This is a genomic window from Amycolatopsis sp. NPDC043889, from assembly GCF_056435645.1.
The window spans coordinates 137,057-160,756 of sequence record NZ_JBWKEC010000002.1; the positions used below are offsets into that span (position 1 = coordinate 137,057).

At 69.8% G+C, this 23,700-nt stretch carries 16 protein-coding genes and 1 pseudogene; 7 read left to right on the forward strand and 10 right to left on the reverse strand.

Annotated elements, in window-relative coordinates; genetic code table 11:
* Window positions 1-372 precede the first annotated feature (372 nt).
* Complete coding sequence (locus AC0685_RS06200; protein ID WP_478224593.1) at window positions 373-1,098, reverse strand: GAF and ANTAR domain-containing protein; 726 nt, start codon at window positions 1,096-1,098, stop codon at window positions 373-375.
* A gap of 55 nt (window positions 1,099-1,153) precedes the next feature.
* Window positions 1,154-1,786 (reverse strand): GAF and ANTAR domain-containing protein, encoded by a 633-nt coding sequence (locus AC0685_RS06205; RefSeq protein WP_478224594.1) that lies wholly within the window; start codon window positions 1,784-1,786, stop codon window positions 1,154-1,156.
* 218 nt (window positions 1,787-2,004) lie between these two features.
* On the opposite strand from AC0685_RS06205, the gene gap reads away from it, so the two are divergent.
* Genes gap through AC0685_RS06220 form a run of 3 tightly spaced genes read left to right on the forward strand, consistent with a single transcriptional unit; the run spans window position 2,005 to window position 5,122 of the window.
* Window positions 2,005-3,024, forward strand: coding sequence for a type I glyceraldehyde-3-phosphate dehydrogenase (gene gap, locus AC0685_RS06210; protein WP_340681315.1), 1,020 nt, complete (start codon window positions 2,005-2,007; stop codon window positions 3,022-3,024).
* A complete protein-coding gene (gene nagA / locus AC0685_RS06215) occupies window positions 3,021-4,169 on the forward strand; it encodes an N-acetylglucosamine-6-phosphate deacetylase (protein ID WP_478224595.1) in 1,149 nt (382 codons plus the stop codon). The genes gap and nagA overlap by 4 nt, the downstream gene beginning before the upstream one ends.
* Window positions 4,166-5,122: a DUF3048 domain-containing protein gene (locus AC0685_RS06220; protein WP_478224596.1), complete on the forward strand. Its 957-nt coding sequence runs from the start codon at window positions 4,166-4,168 to the stop codon at window positions 5,120-5,122. Before nagA ends, AC0685_RS06220 begins: the two co-directional genes overlap by 4 nt.
* A 12-nt stretch (window positions 5,123-5,134) precedes the next feature.
* On the opposite strand, the gene AC0685_RS06225 is transcribed toward AC0685_RS06220, so the two are convergent.
* Complete coding sequence (locus AC0685_RS06225; RefSeq protein WP_478224892.1) at window positions 5,135-6,136, reverse strand: zinc-binding alcohol dehydrogenase family protein; 1,002 nt, start codon at window positions 6,134-6,136, stop codon at window positions 5,135-5,137.
* 134 nt (window positions 6,137-6,270) lie between these two features.
* Here AC0685_RS06225 and AC0685_RS06230 point away from each other — a divergent pair, with 134 nt between their 5' ends.
* The 3 genes from AC0685_RS06230 (at window position 6,271) to AC0685_RS06240 (ending at window position 9,403) form a co-directional block, all read left to right on the forward strand.
* Window positions 6,271-6,564 carry a DUF4342 domain-containing protein gene (locus AC0685_RS06230; protein ID WP_478224597.1) on the forward strand — a complete coding sequence of 98 codons (294 nt, stop codon included), beginning with the start codon at window positions 6,271-6,273 and terminating at the stop codon, window positions 6,562-6,564.
* Entirely contained in the window at window positions 6,561-7,211 is a 651-nt protein-coding gene (locus AC0685_RS06235; RefSeq protein WP_478224598.1) for a LiaF transmembrane domain-containing protein, read from the forward strand. Before AC0685_RS06230 ends, AC0685_RS06235 begins: the two co-directional genes overlap by 4 nt.
* A 1,118-nt stretch (window positions 7,212-8,329) precedes the next feature.
* Window positions 8,330-9,403 carry a family 43 glycosylhydrolase gene (locus AC0685_RS06240; RefSeq protein ID WP_340681310.1) on the forward strand — a complete coding sequence of 358 codons (1,074 nt, stop codon included), beginning with the start codon at window positions 8,330-8,332 and terminating at the stop codon, window positions 9,401-9,403.
* Window positions 9,404-9,972: 569 nt separating this feature from the next.
* Here AC0685_RS06240 and AC0685_RS06245 read toward each other — a convergent pair.
* Both AC0685_RS06245 and AC0685_RS06250 read right to left on the reverse strand, forming a co-directional pair.
* Window positions 9,973-10,788, reverse strand: coding sequence for an HAD-IC family P-type ATPase (locus AC0685_RS06245; RefSeq protein ID WP_478224599.1), 816 nt, complete (start codon window positions 10,786-10,788; stop codon window positions 9,973-9,975).
* A 113-nt stretch (window positions 10,789-10,901) separates the two neighbouring features.
* Window positions 10,902-11,255, reverse strand: a pseudogene (locus tag AC0685_RS06250) (P-type ATPase actuator domain-containing protein); the annotation flags it as partial.
* Here AC0685_RS06250 and AC0685_RS06255 point away from each other — a divergent pair.
* On the forward strand, window positions 11,137-11,379 hold the full coding sequence (locus tag AC0685_RS06255; RefSeq protein WP_478224905.1) for a hypothetical protein: 243 nt from the start codon (window positions 11,137-11,139) through the stop codon (window positions 11,377-11,379). The pseudogene AC0685_RS06250 and the gene AC0685_RS06255 sit on opposite strands and share 119 nt — an antisense overlap.
* A 310-nt stretch (window positions 11,380-11,689) precedes the next feature.
* Here AC0685_RS06255 and AC0685_RS06260 read toward each other — a convergent pair whose 3' ends face one another.
* The 5 genes from AC0685_RS06260 to AC0685_RS06280 are packed head-to-tail and all read right to left on the reverse strand — an operon-like array spanning window position 11,690 to window position 23,640.
* Window positions 11,690-12,634, reverse strand: a complete 945-nt coding sequence (locus tag AC0685_RS06260; RefSeq protein WP_478224600.1) for a TauD/TfdA family dioxygenase — start codon at window positions 12,632-12,634, stop codon at window positions 11,690-11,692.
* Window positions 12,631-13,908: an ATP-grasp domain-containing protein gene (locus tag AC0685_RS06265; protein WP_478224601.1), complete on the reverse strand. Its 1,278-nt coding sequence runs from the start codon at window positions 13,906-13,908 to the stop codon at window positions 12,631-12,633. The genes AC0685_RS06260 and AC0685_RS06265 overlap by 4 nt, the downstream gene beginning before the upstream one ends.
* Window positions 13,905-15,176: an ATP-grasp domain-containing protein gene (locus tag AC0685_RS06270; protein ID WP_478224602.1), complete on the reverse strand. Its 1,272-nt coding sequence runs from the start codon at window positions 15,174-15,176 to the stop codon at window positions 13,905-13,907. Before AC0685_RS06270 ends, AC0685_RS06265 begins: the two co-directional genes overlap by 4 nt.
* Window positions 15,173-20,605 carry a non-ribosomal peptide synthetase/MFS transporter gene (locus tag AC0685_RS06275; protein ID WP_478224603.1) on the reverse strand — a complete coding sequence of 1,811 codons (5,433 nt, stop codon included), beginning with the start codon at window positions 20,603-20,605 and terminating at the stop codon, window positions 15,173-15,175. Before AC0685_RS06275 ends, AC0685_RS06270 begins: the two co-directional genes overlap by 4 nt.
* Window positions 20,602-23,640 (reverse strand): non-ribosomal peptide synthetase, encoded by a 3,039-nt coding sequence (locus AC0685_RS06280; protein WP_478224604.1) that lies wholly within the window; start codon window positions 23,638-23,640, stop codon window positions 20,602-20,604. The genes AC0685_RS06275 and AC0685_RS06280 overlap by 4 nt, the downstream gene beginning before the upstream one ends.
* Window positions 23,641-23,700: the final 60 nt, after the last annotated feature.

Sequence of the window (23,700 nt, forward strand, 5' to 3'; positions counted from 1 at the left end):
GGGAAGGGTGTGGGTTCCCCCCCGCGGGGGAGGTTTGGGGGGGGAGGAAAAGGGGGGGGGGGTGGGGGGGGGGGGGTGGGGGGGGGTTTTTGGGTTCCCACCCAAAAACCCCACCCACGACCCTCTTCAAACCTTCTTCTTCACCATTCCACCAGGCGAGCGCTCCCGGCGAGGCGCCAGAATCTCGACGCTCCCCGCAGCGACCTGGTACGCGTCCAGCGTGTCGACGAATTTGCCACCACACGGCCACCGACAAGAGCAAATTCAACTACGCCGAAGGCGGGTGAACCTTCCACCACGATGGGTTAGCGATCAAAGCGCCCCTGAATACTCTCCAATCCTCCAATGCGCAGGCTGATCGACCTCCCACGGTCATTCCGGAGCATCGAGCAATGCCGACGCGCTGAGTTCACCTTCGATCACGGAACCGGCGACCGCGCTCAACTTCAGATTGCGCTGACTCGCATAGCCGCGGAGCGCGGAGAGCGCGGCCGCCATGTCGACGGCTAGATGTTCGGCGACGACTCCCTTCGCCTGCTCGACCACGATGAGACTCTCCAGCGTCGCCTGAAGCTGCTCGGTCACGAACTCGTAGTGGCGAACAGGGTGATGCTGGAACAGACCGATCGTCCCGACGTCCGCCAATGCCTGAGCGGTCCGGAGGTCCCTCACATCGAACTCGCCGCGGTTCCGCCGGAGAATGTTGAGCACCCCGACGGCCTCGCCTCGCAGACGCATGGGAATCGCGGCTACGGCGGCGAAACCGGCATCGGTGGACGCGATCGCGAACCTCGGCCACCGAGCCGGTGCGACGTGCAGATCCGGCTCCTCGACCCGCACACCGGATTGGAAGGCATCCAGTGACGGGCCTTCCTCTGTCTGAAGGTGGAACAACTCCGTCAGCCGTATGCACTCCTCGGACGTGGCGACCAGTTGCAGCGGACCGTGCTGGGTGGTCAGCAGCACGCCTGCCGCGTCCGCGTCCAAGAGCTGTGTACAACGTTCCACCAGCAGGTGGAAGAACTCTATGACATCGAAGTCGGCCAGCAACGTGTCAGCCAGCTCCGCCAGCGCATCAACGATACGGTCTTCGATCATCGGAGCGTCCTTGTCCTCTGATCCGTAAGAGGTCCTTGAGGAACGGGCGAGAGGGTCATGGCGGCTCCTTGAAGGGAGCGAAGCGAACTTCGCGAGCCACGACCGCGGCAGCCAGATCGCTGAGCGTTCTCTGTTCCGCGAAGGCGCGTGCTCGCAGACTGGCCAGCGCGTCGCGCGCACTGACCCCCAGTTGAGCGGAGACCATTCCGGTCGCCTGGTGCACCTGCGCGCTGTGCAACGGCAAAGCTTCGATCCGGGGAGCGGGACTCAGCGCAACGGCGTCAACCCGGTGCAGTGAGAAAGCGCCGAGCACGATCGAGCCGACCCGTAAAGGCAAGGCGAACACCGCCACCGCCAGGGGTGTGAACAAGGGCCAACGACTTTGAAGTTCCGGAGTGTCGAGATCGGCGGCCAGAACGGCGATACCCTCCCGACACGCGTCCACCGACGGCCCCTCCTCGACTGTGTTGTGCAACTCGGCCAACTGCTCCGCGAGTGGACTCGTCGCGCAGCGGGTGTCGGACACACCTCGCGGCGTGTCGATCGTCAAAGCCACGCCGTCCACCTCGAGCCGCCCGACAGCCGCCTCGCACAGCGTAGTCGTGGAAAGTGAGCGCCCCAGTGAGGCGGCATGTTCAACAGCCCAAAGCAGCACTTGAGGCAGCGGGCCGCCGTTGTCGCCGGTCATCGTCACCGCCTCGTTCCACTGTCGAGTAAACCGCTCTCCACGTCAGACCGGTTATTGAAGCAGACCCCGAAGGGGTTAGCGGGCACTGCGGGCACGGGGCAAATCACAACAGATCCGACGCGGTCATTCGCCTGTTCGAGGGAGGACCTTCGTCTCTACGGCGTCCCTCGCTGCCGAGCAGATCATCGGTGGACCGAAGGACGACAAGGGAGACGATCATGACGGTACGGCTCGGGATCAACGGCTTCGGCAGGATCGGGCGGGACATCCTCCGCTGCGTTCTGGAGTCGCCGGAAAGCCCGATCGAAGTGGTGGCGGTCAACGACATCACCTCGCCCGAGATGCTGGCGCACCTCCTGGTCCACGATTCCACCTACGGCAAACTCCGCACACCTGTCGAGATCGTCGACGGCGAGGCTCTCCGCGTCGGCGACCAGCTCGTCCAGGTCACCGCGGAGGCCGATCCGGCCCGGCTGCCGTGGGGCGAGTACGGCGTCGATGTCGTCATCGAGTCCAGCGGCAAGTTCCGGACTCGTGAAGCCGCGGGCGCGCACCTGGCCGCCGGCGCCAGGAAGGTCGTGATCTCCGCGCCGGGCAAAGACGTCGACGCGACGATCGTGCTGGGCGTCAACGAAGGCGACTACGACGCCACCAACCATCACATCGTTTCCAACGCGTCGTGCACCACCAACTGTGTCGCGCCGATGGTCAAGGTTCTGCACTCGGCGTTCGGTATCCGGCGCGGCCTGCTCACCACCATCCACAGCTACACCGGCGATCAAGCCCTGCTGGACCGTCCGCACAAGGACCCGCGCCGGGCTCGGTCGGCGGCGGTCAACGTGGTGCCCACCAGCACCGGCGCCGCCAAGGCGATCGGACTGGTCCTACCAGAACTGGCGGGCAAACTCGACGGGGTCGCGGTGCGCGTGCCGGTCGAGGACGGCTCGCTGACCGACCTCACCGTCGAACTCGAGCGCCCGGTGACCGCCGAGCAGGTCAACCATGTGTTCGCCGAGGCCTCGGACGGTGCCCTCAAGGGGATTCTGCGCTATACGGAAGCGCCCGTCGTGTCGCGCGACATCATCGGCGACCCGGCCTCGTGCGTGTTCGACGCCCCGCTGACCAAGGCCGACTCGCATCTGGCGAAGGTCTTCGGTTGGTATGACAACGAATGGGGTTACGCGACTCGCACAGTGGAACTGGTCGAGCTGATCGCGCGAAGCTTGCCGCCGCGATGAAGCGGCTGGGTGTCGCCGGTGCCCTGGTGGGCGGGAACTATCGCGCCGGTGACGTGGAGATCGACGAGGACTCCGGCCGGGTCGCCGCCGTAGGGCTCTCCAGCCCCGGTCGTGGCCTGGCCATCCCCGGATTGATCGATCTCCAGATCAATGGCTTCGCCGGAGTGGACTTCCTGACCGCGGACACCGACGACCACGTGCGCGCCGGGATCGCGCTGGCCCGGACCGGCGTCGTGGCCTACCAGCCGACACTGATCACCGACCGGCCCGACCGGACCCTCGGAGCGATCGCCACCGCCGGCGAAGCTCAGGGTGTGCCCGGCGGGGCCCGTGTCCTCGGGGTCCATCTGGAAGGTCCGTTCCTGTCCTCGGAACGGCCTGGCACCCATCCCGTCGAGTACCTGCGCGCTCCGGATCTCACGCTCGCACAGCGGCTGCTGGACGCCGGCCCGGTCACACAGTTGACCCTCGCTCCAGAACTCCCGGGCGCTGTGGAGCTGGTCGACCTGTGTGTGCGGTCCGGGGTACTCGTCTCCTGTGGACACAGCGACGCCACCGCCGCCGCGACACACGCCGCGATCGATCACGGCGCCCGGCTGATCACGCATCTTTTCGACGCGATGCGTCCGTTCACCCATCGCGACCCCGGTATCGTCGGTGCCGCTCTCACCCGCCGTGAAGTGTCCATCGGCCTGATCGCCGACCCCAGCCACCTGGCTCCCGAGGCGATTCACCTGGCCTTCCAAGCGGCTGCGGACCGGATCATCCTGGTCACCGACGATCTCGCCGCCGGCGGTTGTCCGGACGGCCACTACCGCCTTGGAAGCGTCGACTTCGCAGTGTCCGACGGCGTCGCCCGCCGCGCCGACGGCACTCTGGTCGGTACGACCATCACTCTGCTCGATGCCGTCCGCCACGCCTGCGACATCGGCATCGCCACCGAGGCGGCCGTCAACGCGGCGACCCGCACTCCGGCCAGGTTGTATCCAGGGGCCGACATCGGCCTGTTGCGGCCCGGCGACCGCGCTGATGTGCTGGTTCTCGATGAAGCCATGCGTCTCCTGAGCATCTTCCACCGGGGAATACCGGTCGATCATCAGGCGCCGGCGTCGAGCCGGACGAAGGAAACGGGCCGACCCTCGTGAAGAAGTCCTGGTGGATCGCGTCGACGGCGGGGGCCGTGGTGCTCGTCGTCGCAGTGGTCCTCCTCGTGCGGGAACTGTCCGGCCCGACGAGCGGGACCGACTCGGCCCCCGCTGCGTCGTCCAGCGAAGCCGCCGCGTCTGATCGCCGGGCGGTACTGGCCGTCAAGATCGACAACGTGGCGGCCGCCCGGCCGCAGACCGGGCTGGGTGCCGCGGACCTCGTGTACGTGGAACCTGTCGAGGGCGGACTGACCCGGCTGCTCGCGCTCTACCGGGGCCGCCCGCCGGCCGTGATCGGCCCGGTGCGCAGCGCACGGGCCACCGACCTCAGCCTGCTGGCCCAATTCGGACGACCCGCTCTCGCCTTTTCCGGCGCCGCACCGGAGCTGCTGCCGTCTCTGCGTTCGGCTTCACTGACGAGCGCTTCGCCCACGGAAATCCCGAACGCGTACTTCCGCGACGACTCCCGGCCGTCACCGCACAATCTCTACCTTCGCCCACGTCAGGTCCCCGACAGCGAGGTCGCGCCGGAAGGCACGTTTCCCGAGGCGGGCGCCGCACCGGAATCCGGCACGGCAACCGCCACCTCGGCGATCCGCTACCCGGCGGCCGCCTTCACGTTCACCTGGTCCCAGGACATCGGCAGGTACCTGATCGGTCTGGACGGCTCGCCACTGACCTCGGTGGACGGCGGCCAGGTCGGCGCGGCGACGATCGTCGAACAGCGGGTCGCCGTCCGGCTCGGCGAACGCGGGGAGACCGGCACGGTCCCCAACTTCCCCATCGCCCAGACGGTCGGCACCGGGCAGGCGACGATGTGGCGAGGCGGGCAGCGGTTCGTGGCTACCTGGGACCGTGTGACGGCAACGGCGCCGACCAGGTTCACGACCGCGTCCGGGCAGCCGCTTCCGGTGTCCGACGGTCCTTTGTGGATCCTGCTCGTTCCCGCGTGAACGACGCGGCGGTCAGCCCACCCGCAACACGGCCGCGCCGTTGACCCGGTCCGCCGCCAGATCCGTGAGCGCCCGATCCGCCCCGTCCAGTGGGTACGGCACCGTGCTCACCTCGAGGTGGTGTGTCCCCGCCAACGCCAGGAACTCTCGCGCCTCGGCGCGCGTGTTCGCCGTGACGCTGCGCACCTGACGTTCCTGGAAGAGGTGCCGCTGATAGTTCAGTGACGGGATGTCGGAGAGATGGATCCCGGCGAGTGCCAGTGTCCCGCCTCGATCGAGAGCCTCGAGGGCGGGTGGAACCAGTTCTCCGGCGGGCGCGAACAGGATCGCCGAGTCCAGAGGCTCAGGCGGCGGCTCGGTAGCTGCGACGGCCGAGACCGCTCCGAGAGCCAAAGCAAGCTTCCTGGCTTCCTCGCTGCGGGTCATCACGTGCACGGTGGCGCCACGGGCGATCGCCACCTGGGCGGTCAGGTGGGCACTTCCGCCGAACCCGTAGATCCCCAGCCGACCGCCCTCGGGTACTTGCGCCCGCTCCAGCGCGTGGTAGCCGATCAGACCGGCGCACAACAAGGGCGCGAGCTCGTCGTCGGTGTACCCCTCGGGTAGCGGAAGAGCGTAAGCGGCCGGTACGACCGCGAATTCGGCGTACCCCCCGTCTTCGTCCCAACCGGTGTAGCGCGACTCCGGACACAAGTTCTCCCGGCCGCGAAGGCAGTACCGGCACCGGCCACAAGTTTCACGTAACCAAGCGATTCCAACCCGGTCGCCCGTACTGAAGCCGGAGACCTCGTTCCCCACGGCGACCACCTCGCCGACGACCTCGTGTCCCGGAATCACCCCCACCCGACGTACCGGCAGGTCACCCTCGGCGACGTGCAGATCGGTGCGGCAGACCCCGCACACCAGCACCCTGACCAGCACCTCGTCGGCGGCAGGTCGCGAGACCGGCACCTCCGCCCACTCAAGTGGGCTCGAAGCCATCGGCCCGGGCCGGGTGACCCGCCATGCGCGCATCTTCACGAACGGCCTCCTCCGTCGGAAAGTCCTCCGTTCAGGATCGTGCGCCTTTCGGCCGCGGGGAAGGACCGAAGGTCACTGCCACCCGGCGAGCCGAGGCCTCACCGTGGAAGCGGAAGGGAGAGGAAACCATGACTGTGCAGAAAGAAGATCAGCAAGTGACCGAATCCTCGGCGCCGAAGGAGCCACGCGAAGTGTTCACCGAGAAGGTGCGACGGCTCGTCCGTGAGGGCAACGTCCGGCGCATCGTCGTCAAGGACACCCAGGAGCGGGTGATCCTCGATGTACCCGTGAACGCCGGTATCGTCGCCGCGGTCCTCGCACCGGTCGTGACCGCGGTCGGCGCGATCACCGCGCTCGCGGGCCCCTGGTCCATCGCGGTCGAACGCCGCGGCGACCCGGCGTCGGAAGAGAAGCCGTCGTGAAACCCGTTCGATTCTGGGTCGGGCTGGTCTTGGTGGCCCTGGGCGTGCTGGGGATCCTCGACGCGACCGGCGTCCTCGAAACCGGTGGCTTGCTCGGCGCGTGGTGGCCGGCTTCCTTGGTCGGCCTCGGCATCGTCGCGATGCTGTCCCAGCGACGGATGTCGATCGGACCGGCCGCCGTGACGGTGATCGGGCTCATCCTGCTCGCGGGCACCCTGGACCTGGCGGAAGGCGGCCTCTGGTGGCCGACCCTGCTGGCGGTGGCGGGATTCGCCGTGCTCGCCGGACTGCGCCGGGAGCACGGCACCAGGACGCCGCTCGTGATGTTCGGTGGAGCGACCACCAGGGAACAGTCCCGCCACCTGCGGCACACCGATGTCTCGGCGATCTTCGGCGGTTCGACGCTCGACCTTCGTCAAGCCCGCATCGACGAGGGAGCGACGGTGGACGCTTTCGCCTTGTTCGGCGGCGTCAAGGTGCTGGTACCGCGGGGCTGGCGGGTCTCGCTCGGCGGTCTGCCGTTCATGGGCGGCCTGGAGGACAAAACCGACGGTACCGGTGATCTCCCGGCGGACGCTCCTGTGCTCGCCGTGAACGCGACCGCGATCTTCGGAGGCGTCGAGGTCACGAACACACCTGAGAAATGACGAAGTGGCTGCGCGGTGCAGTCGCGGCCCAGAGGTCGCGCCGGTACCGCGGCAGCCGAGCCTTCACGTGGTCGCGATCGGCTCGCGGCTCCGGCGGAACAGGGCCGGCGGTCGCGCCACCGGCGGCTTGGACCGCGGTCACGAACCGCCCCCGAGAAGGTCCTGGAAGGCACGCAGTGCCGGGCTTGGCGTCGATCGGCAGCGCCTCGGCGCCTGGCCCCCAGCGCGTACTGCAGCCGCTTGGCCGCTTCCCGCACACCGCGAACAGTGCGGTCATGGTCCGGGTGAGTGCGCACATGCGAGCGGAGCGTACGGCACGACTACACCGATGCCGCCCCTATACAGCCATCCACGAACAGCGGCGAGCGACAGCGCGTCGACCATGACAGCGTCCGACCCTCAGATCGAGATCGCGCACCGTCTCTCGCCACGCGCCCCATCGGGTCCTTTGCCTCGCGCGAGATGAAGCTGCGGAACGGAACCTCGAGGTTTTGAAGAGGTGACCTCCGACTGCGACGCCCAGTTCGACAGGGCAACTTTCACCGAGGTGACCTTCACCCCAATGCCGCACAAGTATCAACGCTCTTCAGTCTCGATCCTTTCCTGGGAGCGACCTTCCACAGAGACATCCCGTTCCACGGGTAACGAAGAATGGCGAGCCCTACCACCCCACTGACGCCTCCGACAACGACAACGATCCAGACCAGCCAGGCCGAGCTCCGCCTGTTCACGGGCGACAAGGTCGCAAGACCCGCAGGTTCCCGGCCCATGCGACGGCGAAATCGACCGCTTGCCAGGGCAACGCGGCTCGGATGTCATAGCCATTCGGCGGGCGGATCGGATCACCGCGCAGCGCCGCGGTAGGTCGAACGGCACCGCCGGATAGGCCGTACGGACGCATCGACCGGCAGTTTCCACGCTTTCAGTCGCGTTGGCGACTGGGGTCACATAGTTTGCAACCGGCGCACTTGTCCGTCGACAAGTAACCGGGGAGAGCAGCTGGTCACCCCGGCGAATCATGCTCGGCATCGCAGCGGCCGGGCTTGCCGCCTCGGCCGCGGGCGGCCAGGTGCTCCTCCTGACCGACACCACTCTCCTTGCCCAGTAAGGGATTCAGCATGCGCAAGTGGACGACCAGATTACTCGTGGCGGGCGTGCTCGCGACGACCGCCGCGACCGCCGTCATGGCGGTCAACACGGCCAGCGCGGCCGACGGTGTCTCAACCGCGGCTGCCGAGTCGACGTTCCCACTCGCCGACCCGGACACCGTCCAGGCGAAGGACGGCACATACGTCACTTACGGCACCACGGTCGGCGCCGGTGTCGGCGCCCGGTGCGGCGTGACCGGCAAACTGTTCGTGCCGGTGCTCGTACACGGCTCCGGCAACACCGTCGGTGTGGGCACCTGCGCGTCGGCCGACGCACTGCCCAACGGGCCGGGTAGCTGGGCGGAGGGCAACATCTGGGCGCCCGGCGTCGTCCGCTTCGGCGACACCTACTTCATGTACTACACCGCGTCCAAGCGGGGCACCGGCCAGAAATGCCTCGGCCGCGCCGTCTCGGGCAGTGCACGCGGGCCGTTCACCAACCCCGTCGAGTGGGCGTGCCCGGGCAACGGCCGCTGGGCCATCGACGCGAACCCGTTCGTCTCGGGCAGCGCCATGTATGTCGCCTACCGGGACGACGCCATCACCTCGTACCCGGAGACCGGCATCTCGATCGTGCGCACCCAGTCCAACGGCATGGCGGATTGGGCTACCCGCCGGGACGCGTTGAAGAGCACCGACATCGGCTGGGAGACCATCCGGATGAGCGGCGGCACACACGTGATCGAGAACCCGTCGATGTTCAAGTCCGCCGACGGTTACTGGTACCTGGCCTACTCCGGCAACAACTGGGACAGCGCACGGTACGCGACCGGCATCGCCAGGTGCGGCACCGGCCCGATCCCGTCGACGCGCTGCACACCACGGCAGAACGGGGCCGAGCGGCCGTACTTCGGGTACACCGGCGCCGGGGGCCTCAACCCCTACCGCGGCCTGCCCGGCAACCACCCCGGCCCAGGCGGGATGGACTTCTTCCAGGCGGCCAACGGCCAGTACCACGCGGTCTACCACTGGTGGAACGGCACCCGCCGGTTCCCGATCGTGGCGACTGTCCTCCGCAACGACGGCGGCTTCTACCTCAGTTAAGGCCCCTGATCCGGACGTCTCACCCGGGCGTGTGCTGAAAGGGCTTTCACGCACCCGGCTTGTCATGAACGGCGGCCAAGGGCCGCTCCCGGGCAGGGGGTCGGGCAAAGTCGATCGCCTGCCCGGGAGCGGTTTTCTGTCGTGCGTTTGCGAGGTTTCCTTTGACCGATCCGGCGCGACCAGGCAGACCGTTCTCACCGTGGAACGCACCGACTGGGATTCACTTCCGGCCGGAGCCATCGCAGTCGCGGACTCGGTCTCGATGCCGGCGCCACAAGAGACTCATCCCGCCCCGTCGGCATCGAAGCCCTTGTCGAGCATCTGCCGTGATCGCGGCGTCCACTGGACGAGCCGCCGCCACGTTCGGGCAGTCCACGCACTCACCGACGGAAGCGTGCTCGCCGCGCTCGAGGGAGTCGCGCTCGAATGCCGGCCCCCCGATTCCACCGAAGCCGCGTGGTCCCTGCCCGCTGAGGGCCTCGGCTGTCAATCAAAGTCGCTCCTGACGAGCGCACCACACTGATCAACGTCGAGCCGCTGATCCAGCCACTTCACGAGGCGCTTGACCATCAGGACTTTCCTCCGGTGGACGAGGCTGCCCGTCGCCAGGCCGGCTTGCGCAGCAGCCGCAGTCCGTTGAGGCCGACGATGACTGTGGACCCTTCATGCCCGGCCACGCCGAGTGGCAGGGGCAGATGGCCCACCAGATCCCACACCACGAGCACCCCGATGAAGCCGGCGGCGATGATCAGGTTGGCGACGACGAGACGCCGGGCGCGACGGGCAAGACTGATCACGGCGGGGATGGCGGCGAGTTCGTCCCGGGTGACGACCGCGTCGGCGGTGTCCAGCGCGAGGTCGGATCCTCCCCGGCCCATCGCGACGCCGGTGTGGGCCGCGGCCAGCGCGGGAGCGTCGTTGACGCCGTCACCGACCACCATCACCTTGGCACCCCGCGCTTCCAGTTCGCGCACCGCGGCCACCTTGTCCTGGGGCAGCAGGCCCGCCCGGACGTCGGTGATGCCGACCTCGCCCGCGAGGCGATCGGCCGCGCGCCGGTTGTCACCCGTGAGCAGCACCGGCTCGGAACCGGTCAGCGCCGTCAGCCGGGTCATCGTCGCGGCCGCCGCGGGCCGCACCCGATCGGCCAGTCCCAGTACACCCGCCGGGAGGCCGTCGACGAGGACCACGACGGCCGTGTTCCCGGCTTCCTCCAGCTCGGCCACGATGACGCGAGCCTGGTCGTGATCGTCGTCGAGCAGCCGCAGCGGACTGCCGACCTCGATCCCGCGGCCATCCACGCGAGCCGACACGCCACGTCCCGGCGCCGAGGTGAAGTCCCCGGCCGGACGCAGCGCGATCCCGGCGTCGCGAGCCGCCGCCACGACAGCCCGGCCCAACGGGTGTTCGGAGGAATGTTCCGCGGCCGCGGCCAATGCGAGGTGCCGGCGAACACCTCGTCCCCGACCCTCTTGTCGACCGGCAGCGACTCACCGGTGATGCTCGCCTGATCGACGTCACCGGCGCCCTCGACGACCTCCCCGTCACCACCGATCCGCTCACCCGGCCGCACGACGATCAGATCGCCCACCCGCAGCACCGCGGTGTCCACGATCTCCTCGCCCACGCCGGTGAGCCGGGCCGCCCGCTCGGGGGCGAGGTCGAGCAGCCCACGAACCGAGTCCTCGGTGCGTTTGGTGACGATCGCCTCCAACGCCCCGGAGATGGCGAAGATGACGATCAACAGCCCACCATCGAAAACCTGGCTCGTTCTCGGCGCACTCGCACTACTCGGGCTCGCCGTCACGATCCGCTCGTGGCCACGCCGCGACCCCCTGCTTCTCGAACACACCCACCATGGGCCCATCGACCCCGCTCACCTCGCCGACGCCGTCCAGGCCGGCGACGGCACGTGGCGGCACAGCCACGAGTTCGTCATCGACCAGGACCACCGCCGCTGGCCGGCGGCCTCGTGAGTGGTAAGGACGGTTCTCTTGAGGGGTAAGGCAACTGTGGCGTGTTGCGAAGCCACTTTCGCACCGTCAGCCGAAGTGATCGACCCAGGTGGTGGTGAAGGCCTCCTTGCCTACCCTGAAGGTAGGGAAGGAGGCCTTCGCTACGTCGTCGACATGGTCTGGGCGTGTGTCGAAGGCGGCCATGAGCGGACCGCCCACCGCACCCGACACAGTTGCCTCACCCCTCAATAACCGTCCTTACCACTCACGAGGCCGCAACGGCAGCACCCGCGCGTCACCCTTCTCCAGCGTCGCCGCGGCCTGAGGCGGCTCAGGTCATGGCGACCAGGGTCCGCCGCTTGCCCGTGAACGGCTCGCGTCCGTGCGCCATCAGCATGTTGTTGATCACCATGATGTCGCCCGGCTGCCACGGGAACGCGTAGCTGACCTCGTCGTACGTCGCCTTGATCGTGGCCAGGTCCGCCTGCGGGATCGGCGAGCCGTCGGCGAAGAAGGCGTTGCGGGGCAGGTCTTCCTCGGGGTACAGCTCCAGCAGCGCCTCGCTGACCTCCTCCCCCAGGCTCGAGACATGGAACAGGTTGGCCTGGTTGAACCACACCGTCGCGCCGGTGTGCGGTTCCGCGACGAACGACGGGCGCACGTGCCGGGTGCGCAGGCCCTCGTCGGTCCACTCGTACGTCTGCCCGTTGCCGGTGCAGTAGTCCGCCACCGCCTGGCGGTCGTCGGTCTGGAACGCCTCCTGCCAGGTCAGCCCGAGGCCTTCACGGAACGCCCGGGTGTAGGTGACGCCGCCCGCGAAGCGCTCCCGCAGGTCCTCCGGCAGCAGGCGGTACATCGCGCGGCTGTCGGCGATCGGCGTCGCGCCGCCGGTTTCGGCCGCGGTGTCGCACAGGAAGAACAGGCGGGCGGGCCAGTGCGCCGAGTACGAGTTCTCGTTGTGCATCGGGATCGACTCGGCAGGCGGGTACTCCGTCGAGGTGTAGATGTTGCCCGAGACCGCCGACCGCGGCGTCGACCGTTCCGTGTACGTCAGCAGGGAGCCGCCGATCTCCTCCGTGACCTGGTTGAACACCGCCAGATCGGCAGGCATCCCGCGCAGCAGGATCGCGCCGTGCTCGCGCAGCCGGCCCTGCAGCACTTCGCGATGCGCGCGCACCCAGTCCAGACCCGTGGCCGCGTACACGGTGATCTCCGTGTGTTCGTTGCCCTCGACGTGGTGGGCGCTGTCGAGGTTCGCCGCGAGTTCGGCGGTCATGACTCCTCCAGTTCGAATCGGATCAGCTTGGCGGCCTCGGCGTGCAGCGCGGCGAGGTCTTCGGTGTCGGCGAACCCCGCGGCGAGTACGTTCACCGCGTAGATCTCCTGGTCGTCGGTGAGCAGCTGGCCGGGGCGCACGATCGTGACGACCTCCAGGACCTCGGGCAGCCCGGCGACCTCGTCGGTGCCCTCGACGCGGATCAGCCGCCCGGTGCCCTCGGCGTAGAAGATCAGGTAGCCCACCGGCACCGGCAGGCCCGCACCTCGCGCGGGCGGTGGCGTGCCCAATGCCAGCGACACGGCTTCGGCGATGACATCGATGCCGGTCGCGAGCTTCAGCAGCACCGGCTGGGCGCCGCCTGCCGGGCGGCCCGCGTTCACCTCGACGATCGTCGGGCCCAGTTCGGCATCGTCGATCAGTTCCAGGTGAGCGCAGGTGTTGTCCAGACCCAGGGCGAGCGCGGCGGCCGTAGCGGCCGCGAACAGCCGCCCGGTGTCCTCTTCGGACAGTTCGAGCGGCGGGCAGACCATGCCCAGCTCGAACTTGCGCTCGTCGATCAGCGGCTTCTCCACCACGGCGACCGGTTCCGCGACGCCGTCGCGCACCAGGACGTCGACCGCGTACTCCGGACCGCGCAGCAGGCCTTCCACGAGGAACACCTTCAGCGGGTCGATCGGCGCCGGTCCGCCACCGACGAGCCGGTGGTACCGTGCGTCCTCCGACAGCGGCAACCGCTCGGCCAGCAGCCGGTACGCCGCCGCCAGTTCATCCACTGTGGACACAGTACGCACGAGATTGCTCGCCGCGCCGTTCACCGGTTTGACGATCGCCGGGAGCCCGACTGCCGAAGCCACCGACGCCGCCTCGGACTCGGCCGAGATCAGCGCGCAGCGTGGCCCCGGCAACCCTGCCGCGCCCAACGCCTGCCGGACCGCGAACTTGTTGTGCGTCACGGTGAACACCGACGCCGGGCAGCGCGCCACCCCGAGCAGCTCGGCCGCACGGGCGACGCTCGCGATGATCCCCTCGGCGGCGGTCACCACCCCGGCCGGACTGACGGTCCGCACCCGAATCGCCTCGGCGACGGCTTCGGCGTCACGGACGTCGTCGACGACGACGATGCCGTCCACCAGTTCCGCCACCTGTGCCTGCTCGGCCGGTTCCAGGGGTTGGGTGACCAGCTCGGCCCGCAGGCCGGTCGCGTGCACAGCGGCCACGAAGTCGGCGATCCACTGCCCTGCGGTCTCGCAGACCACGAACGCGGTTTTCACACTTCCTCCAGTTCGAGCCGGACGAGCTTGCTCGCCTCCGCGTGCAGGTCGGCGAGGTCCTCGTGATCGGCGAACCCGGCCACGACGAGGTTGACCGCGTAGGTCTCCTGTTCGTCGGTGAGCACCTCCCCCGGCGAGACGGTGGTGACGACGTCGATCACCTCGGGCAGCTCGGCGATCTCGTCGAGCCCGCCGATGCCGGTCAACCGGCCCGAACCGGCCGCGTAGAGGATCAGCATGCCCAGCGGGATGGGCAGTTTCGCGGGTTCCCGCACCGGCGGTGGAGCGCCCACCGCGAGCGCCGCCAGCTCGGCGAACACGTCGATGCCGGTGCGCAGCTTCGCCAGCAGCGGCATGATCGAGCCGGCGGGCCTGCCCGCGTTGACCTCGACGATCGTCGGGCCACGGTCGACGTCGTCGATCAACTCGACGTGGGCACAGGTGTTGTCGAGCCCCAGCGCGCGGACGGCGGTGACCGCCGCGGCGGTCACCAGCTCGGCCCGGTCGGCGGTGAGCCCGGCGGGCGGGCACGACAGCGCCAGCTCGAACTTCCGCTCGTCGATCAGCGGCTTGTCGAGGATCTCGACCGGCTCGGCGACCCCGTCACGGACCAGCACGTCCACCGCGTACTCCGGGCCGGACAGCAATCCTTCGACGAGGAATGTCGCCGAAGGATCCAGTGTCCCCAATGGACGGTGGTAGCGCGGATCCGCGGACTCGGGCAGGCGCGCGGCCAGCAGCTCGTACGCGGCCGCTAGTTCGTCCACAGTGGACACCGCGCGGATCAGATTGCTGCCCGCCCCGTTGACCGGTTTGACGATCGCCGGGAGCCCGACCGCGGAAGCGACCGATGCCGCCTCGGCGGCCGACGAGATCAGGGCGTGCGCGGGCCCGGGCAGCCCGGCCGCGGCGAGCGCCTCCCGGACCGCGAACTTGTTCGCGCACAAGGCGAACACCGACGCCGGGCAGCGCGCCACCCCGAGCAGTTCCGCGGCGTGGGCGGTGCTCGCGATGGCGCCGTCCGAGCCGGTGAAGATCCCGGCCAACGCGCCGCCGTCGATCTCCCGGACCTTCGCCGCGACGGCTTCCGGGTCGTGGACGTCGTCGAGCGCGACGACGTCGTCTACCACGTTCGTCAGCGCGGCGCGCTCGGCCTCGTCCATCGGCGGGGCGAGCAGCACCACGCGGTGCCCGGCCGCCCGCATCGACGGCGCGACCTCGCCGACCCAGTGTCCGCGGGCCTCCCTGACCAGCACTGCCGTACTCATGCGGCTTCCTTCCCGGCGAGCTTGCGCTCCCGTTCCTGCGCCCCCACCAGATCGTCGGGCAGCGAATCGGGCACCTCGGTGTCGAAGCGGCGCAGGCGCCGCAGCGAGAACCCGCCCACGTTGATCAGCAGCAGGATCAGCGCGAAGACGACATAGGCGAGCCCGATGCCCCGGGTCTCGCCGGTGCCGAGCACGGCGCCGACCGACCCGGTCAGCGCGCCGCCCGGTGCCAGCAGCGGCGAGAACCAGCCGACGGCCAGCGGCGCCAGCACGGCGAACCCGATCGGCAGCGTGGACCAGGTGATCGTCTGGTTGATCGCGAACACCCGGCCGTGGAACCGCTGCGGCACCTTGACCTGCACCAGCGTCGCGTAGATGCCCTGCGACACGGACATCGCGGCGGCCAGGAGGAACACCCCGGCCGCGACGACGATCAGCGACGGCCGCAGGCCCATCACCAGGCTGCCGAGCGCGATCCCTATGTTGCCGACGAGCACACCGACCATCCGGCGGTGCCGCGGGCCGCCCCACAAGGCCATCCCGATCCCACCCGCCACCGCGCCGATGGCCTCGGCCAGCGCCACCTGCGCGACGTCGGTGACCGAGCCGAACGACAGCACGAGCGGCGAGACCAGCACCAGCGCGGGAGCGAGGAAGACGTTCGCCAGCGCGAAGTACAGCAGCATCGTGCGGAAACCGCGGTGGTTCCACGAGTACCGCAGCCCACCTGCGATCGCCGTCAGCAGCGGTTCGCGCGGGCGCCAGCCCATCATGTCCGGGAACCGCACCAGCAGCAGGCCCACGATCGCGAACGCGTAGCTCGCCATGTCCAGGATCAGGATGCCGGACAACTGAATCGTCGCCAGCAGCCCGGCCGCGAGCACCGGCATCAGCAACTGGGCGAAACCGGTGGACAGCTGCGCGAGACCCATCGCGTGCCCGAGATACTGCTTCGGCACCAGCTGAGCCACCGACGACTGATAGGCGATGCGCTGGAACGAAGCGGCCACCGACCCGAGCGGGATCAACACGTAGAACAACCACAGCTGGACATGCCCGGTGATCAGCAGCAACGCCAGTATCAGCTGGATCCCGCCGGCGATGCCGCTGGCCGCGATCATGATCCGCCGCCGGTCGCCGCGGTCGACCAGTGCGCCGGCCACCGGCAGGACGAGCACGCCGAACAGCAGCGCGAGCGCCCACAGCAGGCCGAGGTCGGCCACCGAGCCCGTGCGCGTGTAGAGCCAGATCGGCACCGCGAAGGACGTCAGCGCCGAACCGGTCGAGGACACCAGTTGCCCGACCGTGATGGTGACGAACCGGGCCATGCTCGGCCGCACCGCGGGTTTCTCGTCCACGTCCGCCCGGTGGGTCTCGTGCACCGCCCAGGCCGCGTCTTCGCCGCGGACCCGGACGTCGAGTTCGCCGGGGTCGTCCAGCGCCGGATGCACGCGCGTGACGATCTCCGCGAGTTCGTCGGCCCGGTAGCGCAGGAAGAAGTGCCCGGCCCGGTCGAGCACCACGAGCGCGGTGGTGTCGGTGAGGAACTCCCATTCCCGGTACCGCTCGGCGTAGTAGTCGGTGACCGGGTCCTCGGAGCCCACGACCGACACGATCGGCGCGCGCAGCTTGGCCACGCGGGCGTCGAGCAGGCCGCTGAAGTACTCCTCGGCGGCGCGGCTGTCGGCGCGCATGTTCGTGATGATCCGGTCGGCCTGCGCCGGGTCGAGGTCGTCGGTGTCGACGCCCATGCCCTTGAGCCAGTTCGAGTAGTACCGGTTGCTGCGCAGCTTCTCCAGCCGGGTGCGCAGCGTGCCCACCGCACCCTTCATGCGGGCGAACGGGAAGATCGCGCCGATGTAGACGACCTCCAGCTCGCGGCCGCGCTCTTCGAGCAGCCGGGCGACGGCGACGGCGAGCGCGTTGCCGACACCGCAGTGGCCGTAGATGGCCAGCGGGCCGTCGACGCGGTCGAGGATCTCGTCGGCCAGCCGCTCGACCAGGTCGTCGAAGGGCAGGGCCTCTTCGGACAGTCCGACGTCGTGGCCGGGGATGGCGACCGAGTAGAGCGAGTAGCCCGCCGGGAGCGCGTCGGCCAGCGGCTGGTACACGATCGCGCTGCCGCCGCCGTAGGGGAAGCAGACGTAGGTCAGCGTCCGCTGCGTCGTCGGCTTGGTCAGCTCGTACAGCAGATGCCGCGGCCGGTCGGTGGCGTCATCGTCCATGAAGGACGCCAGGTCGCGGATCGTGCGGTGCTGGAACAGGTCCATGACGCCGACCTGCCCGGCGCCCGCCTTGCCGATCCGTGCCACCACCTGGGTGGCCAGCATCGAGTGGCCGCCGAGGTCGAAGAAGTCGTCGTCGACGCCCAGCTCGTCCACCTTGAGCACGTCCCGCCAGATTTCGGCCAGCAGGGTTTCGACCGGGGTCGACGGCGCGACCAGTTCCTTGGTCGCGTCCCGGGACGCGACCGGAGCGGGCAGCGCCTTGCGGTCGAGCTTGCCGTTCGGGGTGAGCGGCAGCTCGTCGAGCGCGACGAACGACGGCGGGACCATGTAGTCCGGGAGGCTCTGCTTGAGCGCCGTCCGCAGCGCGCCGGGCTCGGCGTCGCCGACGACGTACCCGACCAGCCGCTTGTCCCCCGGCGTGTCCTCGCGGACGATCACGGCGGCGTCGCGCACACCCGGCTGGGCGCGCAAGGTCGTCTCGATCTCCCCCAGCTCGATGCGGAGGCCGCGCAGCTTGACCTGGTGGTCGATCCGGCCGAGGAACGCGATCGTCCCGTCCGGGCGCCAGTGCGCGAGGTCGCCGGTGCGGTACATCCGTCCACTGTGGAACGGGTCGGGTACGAACCGCTCTGCCGTCAGCTCCGGGCGGTTGTGGTACCCCAAGGCGAGGCCGACGCCGGCGATGTGCAGTTCGCCCGGCACGCCGACCGGGCAGGGCCGCCCGGCACGGTCGAGCACGTAGATCCGGATGTTCTGGATCGGCGCTCCGATCGGCACCGACGCGACGTCGGCGAGCGCGGCGGGCGTGCAGTGCCAGGCGGTGACGTCGATGGCGGCTTCGGTCGGGCCGTAGAGATTGTGCAGCTCGCAGTCCGGCAGCCGCCGCGTGAACTCGCGGGCAGCGTCGAGCGGTAGCTCCTCGCCGCTGCACACGACCCGCCGCAGCGCCGTGCAGGTCTCGACGCCTTGTTCGGCCAGGAAAAGCGTGAGCATCGACGGCACGAAGTGCGCGGTGGTGATGCTCTCGGACGCGAGCAGCTCACGCAGGTACGCGGCGTCCTTGTGGCCGCCGGGTTCGGCGAGCACGAGCCGCGCACCGGTGATCAGCGGCCAGAAGAACTCCCAGACCGACACGTCGAAACCGGCCGGGGTCTTCTGCAGCACCGAATCGGTGTGGTCGAGGCGGTACGCGCGCTGCATCCAGTCGAGCCGGTTGACGATGCCGCAGTGACCGTTGGGCACGCCTTTCGGCTGACCGGTGGAGCCCGAGGTGTAGATGACGTACGCCGGGTCATCCGGTCCGGCAAGCGGCTCAGGCGGGGTGCCCGGTTGCCCGGCCGTCTCGGCGAGGTCGTCCAGGACGACGACGGTCGCGTCCCCCGGCGGCAGTGTTTCACGCAACGCCGCCTGCGTCACGACGACGGGCGCGGCCGCGTCCCGCAGCATGAACGCCAGCCGGTCGGCCGGGTACTCCGGGTCGAGCGGGACGTACGCGCCACCGGCCTTCAGCACGCCGAGGAGCGCGACGACCAGCTCGAAAGACCGCTCCGCGAATACCCCGGTGAGCACGCCCGGTCCGACGCCGAGCCCACGCAGCCGGTGCGCGAGCCGGTTGGCCCGCTCGTCCAGCTCGCGGTAGGTCAGCGACGCACCGCGGAAGGTCACCGCGGGCGCGTCCGGGGTCCGGGCGGCCTGCTCCTCGACGAGGACGTGCAGCGTGGTCTGCGGGAACTCGGCGGTCGTGTCGTTCCAGCGCTCCAGGACGAGTTCGCGCTGTGCGGCGTCGAGAATGTCCACTTCGGACAGTCGCCGGTCCGGGTCGGCGACGATCGAGCGCAGCAGCGTGACCAGCCGCCCGGCCATCCCGTCGACCGTGTCCGGGGTGAACAGCGCGGTGTTGTATACGAGCTTGCCGATCAGCCCGCGTTCGACCTCGATCGCGTGGAACTCGAAGTCGAACCGGGTAGCGGGCAGGTCCATCGGCAGCCAGCGGAAGTCCACTTCGGACTCACCGGCCGCGCCCATCCGGCCCATCTCGTAGTTCTGCAGCACGAACATCGCCTGGAACACCGGCGAGCGGCTGACGTCGCGGGGCACGCCGAGCGCGTTCACCAGCCGTTCGAACGGGACGTCGGCGTGCTCGAACGCGTCCAGCACGTGCCGCCGGGTGCGTTCGAGCAGCTCGGCGAACGTCGGGTCACCCGCGAGCTGGGCACGCAGCGGCAGCATGTTGATGAACATGCCCGCCACGCCCTCCAGCTCGGGCAGGCCGCGTCCGGCCGACGACGAGCCGATCGCGAAGTCCTCCTGGCCCGAGTACCGCGAAAGCAGCACCTGGTAGGCGGCCAGCAGGGTCATGAAGAGCGTGACGCCGTGCTCACGGCTCAGCTCGCCGAGCGCGCGGGCGAGGTCGCGCTCGACGAAGAACTCGTGGATCGCGCCGTCGAAGCTCTGCTTGGCGGGCCGGGGCCGATCGGTGGGCAACTCCAGCGGCTCGACCCCGGCGAGCTGTGCCTTCCAGTGCTCCAGTTGCCGGTCGAGTTCGCCACCGGTGAGCGTGCGGCGCTGCCAGTGCGCGAAGTCGCCGTACCCGATGCTCAGCGCGGGCAGCTGGGCCGTGCCGCCGGTGCTCAGAGCGTGGTACTGCGCGGCGAGGTCACGCAGCAACAGGTCGACCGACCAGCCGTCACCCACGATGTGGTGCGTGCACAAGACCAGCAGGTGCTCCTCGTCGGACACCCGGGCCAGTGTCGCCCGCAGGAGCGGGCCCGTCGCCAGGTCGAACGTCTCGGCCGCGGCGGCGTCGACGGCGGCGCGGGCGGCTTCCTCAGTTCCCGCATCCACTATGGACAAATCAACCGAGACCGAAGGTTCGATGTGGACGGTCGGCTGTCCGTCGTCCCCCTCCGGGAAGCGCATCCGCAGCGCCTCGTGCCGAGCGGGCAGGGTGTCCAAAGCGGACTGGAGCGCGGCGACGTCGAGCCTGCCGGTCAGCTGGATCGGCACCGGGATGTGGTACGACCCGGTGCCCGGCGCGAACTGTTCCATGAACCAGACGCGTTCCTGCTGATAGGAAAGCGGGACGACGGCGTCGGCGGGGCGCGGCGTGATGGTCGCGGCCCGCTCCGTGCGCCGTCGCAGCCGCTGTTCGAGCAGGGCCCGGCGCGCGGCCGCGCTGCTGGTTTCGTCGATCGCGGTCATGAGAGCTCGCCTTCGGCCAGCTGACGCTGGACCTCTTCGTCGCTGAGCTGGTCGAGGTCCTCGGCGAGCCGCCGTTCGATCTCGGCGGCGAGCCCGGCGACGGTGGTGAGGGAGAACAGCCCCCGCACCGGGATGTCGACTTCGACCTGTTTGCGGATCCGGGACATCGCGCGGATCGCCAGCAGCGAGTTGCCGCCACGGGCGAAGAAGTCGTCGTGCGCGCCGAGGTCGTCGACGCCCAGCAGCTCGCCGAGCACCTCGGCGACGAGTTCTTCGGCCGCGGTCCGGGGTGCGACGTACGCCGGCGTCTCGCCGGGTTCGGGATCCGGCAGCGCGGCCCGGTCGAGCTTGCCGCTGGCCGCCATCGGCAGCGCCTCGAGCGTCACGAACCGGGTCGGCACCAGGTAGTCCGGCAACGTCTTCCGCAGGGCGTCGGCCGCCCCCTCGGTGCTGCCGACGACATAGCCGACGAGCGTGTCACCGCGGACCGCCACGGCCGCGTCGCGCACCTCCGGCAGCTCACGCAGCGCCGCTTCGACCTCGCCGGGCTCGATGCGGTAGCCGCGCAGCTTCACCTGCTCGTCGACGCGGCCGAGGTAGTCGAGCGTGCCGTCGCGGCGCCAGCGGGCGAGGTCGCCGGTCGCGTACATCCGGCCGTACGGACCTTCGGTGAACTTTTCGGCGGTCAGATCCGGCAGCCCGAGGTAGCCGCGGGCGAGCTGCGACCCGGCGATGTACAACTCGCCCGGGACGCCCGGCGGCACCGGCTGCCGCCGTTCGTCGAGGACGTACACGCGGGTGCCGGGCACCGGACGGCCGATCGGGACGGGCCCGGACGGCAGCTCGTCCCCAGGTTCGACCCGGTGCACGACGCAGCCGACGGTGGCCTCGGTCGGGCCGTACTCGTTGACGACGAGCGTGCCGGGGTGCCGACCCCGCCACGGCTGGACGGCCTCGGCGGTCAGCGCCTCACCGCCGAGCACCAGCTCACCCGTCGGGAACAGCTCCTCGGCGAGGACGGCGAGGTGTGTCGGGGTCGCCTTGACGAACGTCGGGCGTCCGCCATCGACCACCGCGCCCCCGGCGGTGAGGGTGCCGAGCAGCGTCGTCACGGTGAGGTCGAACGACGGCGACGTGTGCAGCAACGCCCGTCCGGCCAGGCCGGGGTACGCCTCGCGCGCCCACGCCAGGTACGTGTCGACGGCCCGGTGCTCGACCTCGACGCCCTTGGGCCGCCCGGTCGAGCCCGACGTGTAGATCACGTAGGCGACGTCGCCCGGCCCGGCCGTCGGGTCCGGGTCCTCGGTGGCCGCGGCGGACCACTCGGCCGGGTCGTCGAGGGCCAGCGTCTTGATGTCCAAAGTGGACTCTCCGGAGACCAGCACGAACGGGACACCCGCGTCGGCGAGGATCAGCGCCTGCCGGGGAGCCGGGTTGGCCGGGTCGAGCGGGACGTAGGCCGCGCCGCTCTTCAGCACCCCGAGCACGCCGGTCAGCAGATCCGCCGAGTTCGGCACGCACACGCCGACCACGGTGCCGGGGCCGGCGCCCAGCTCGCGCAGCCGGTGCGCGACGCGGTTGGCTCGCGTGTTCAGCTCGGCATACGTCAGGCGAACTCCGCCGAAGTCGACGGCGGGCGCGTCCGGGGTCCGCCTGGCCTGTTCCTCGAAACGGGCGTGCACCGTCTTGGTGTCCGGAGTGGACAGTTCCGTCGGGTTCCACCCGGTCAGGACCAGCTCGCGCTCGGCGTCCGACAGCAGCGGCAGATCCGCGACCGACCGGGCCGGATCGGCGACCGCCGCGCTCAGCAGCCGCACGTACCGCTCGGCGATGGCTTCGGCGGTCTCGCGGTCGAACAGATCGGTGCGGTAGACGAGCCTGCCGTCCACGGCGGTCAGGTCGATCGCGATGTCGTCCTTCGCGGTGGCCGAACGGATCGGCTCCAGCCCCGAGTCGGGCAGGAAGTTGAACCCGAGCTGGTACAGCGCCTGCACGCCGGGATCGCGCTCGGCCCCGACCGCCTCGGCGACCGCCTGGAACGGCACCTGGCTGTGGTCGATCGCCTCCAGCAGCGTGGTCCGGACCCGGCCCACCAGCTCGGTGAACGCGGGCGCGCCCGAGCAGTCGACTCGCACGGCCATCTGGTTGACGAACATGCCGATCAGGTCGGCCAACTCGGGAAGGTCACGGCCGGCGACCGGGACGCCGACGACGATGTCGTCCGCTCTGGACAGTCGCGACAGAAGCGCCGAATAGCCGGCCAGCAGCACCATGAACGGCGACGCCGACAGCTCCCGGCCCAGCTCACCGACCCGGTCGATCAGTCCGTCCGGCAGGGTGAAGTGCACCTGGTCACCGGCGAACGTCAGCTCCGACGGCCGCGGCCGGTCGGTGGGCAGGCCGTGCACCGGCGGCAGCCCGGCGAGCTGCTTGCGCCAGTAGTCCAGCTGCTCGCTGGACGTTTCGAGCTGCCCGCGCTGCCAGGCCGAGAAGTCCGGGTACTGGATGGCCAGTTCGGGCAGCTTCGGCTCGCGGCCCTCGAACACGGCGTCGCACGCCTCGCCCAGCTCGGCCCCCAGCACCAGCACCGAGCCTGCGTCGAACACGGTGTGGTGCACGACGAACGTGAGCACCCACTCGGCGTCGGCCATGCGGCAAACCTGGGCCCGCCACGGCGGCGGCGAGTCGAGCGGGATGGCCCCGCGCGACACACCACCGACGAGTTCGGCGAGCCGGTCTTCACGGGCGTCGGCGGGCAGGTCTCGCAGGTCGTGCACCTCGGGCTCGATCGGCACCTCTGCGTGCACCACCTGCATGAGCGCGCCGCCCTCCATGCGGAACGACGTGCGCAGCGCCTCATGCCGCCCGACGATGACGCCGAGCGCGGCGCGCCACTGCTCCGCGGTCAGCGGGCGGTCCAGCCTGGCCTGGCAGTGCAGGTTGTACACCGGGGACGCCGGGTCGAGCTGGCCGGACAGCCAGATCCGCTCCTGCCCGAACGAGGCCGGGAACGTCCATTCCTTCGTGTCGCTCATGATTTCCTGTTCAGTGAGAGGTCAAGCGCAAGTGCCGCGTCGGTCCAGGGGGTCGTGAGT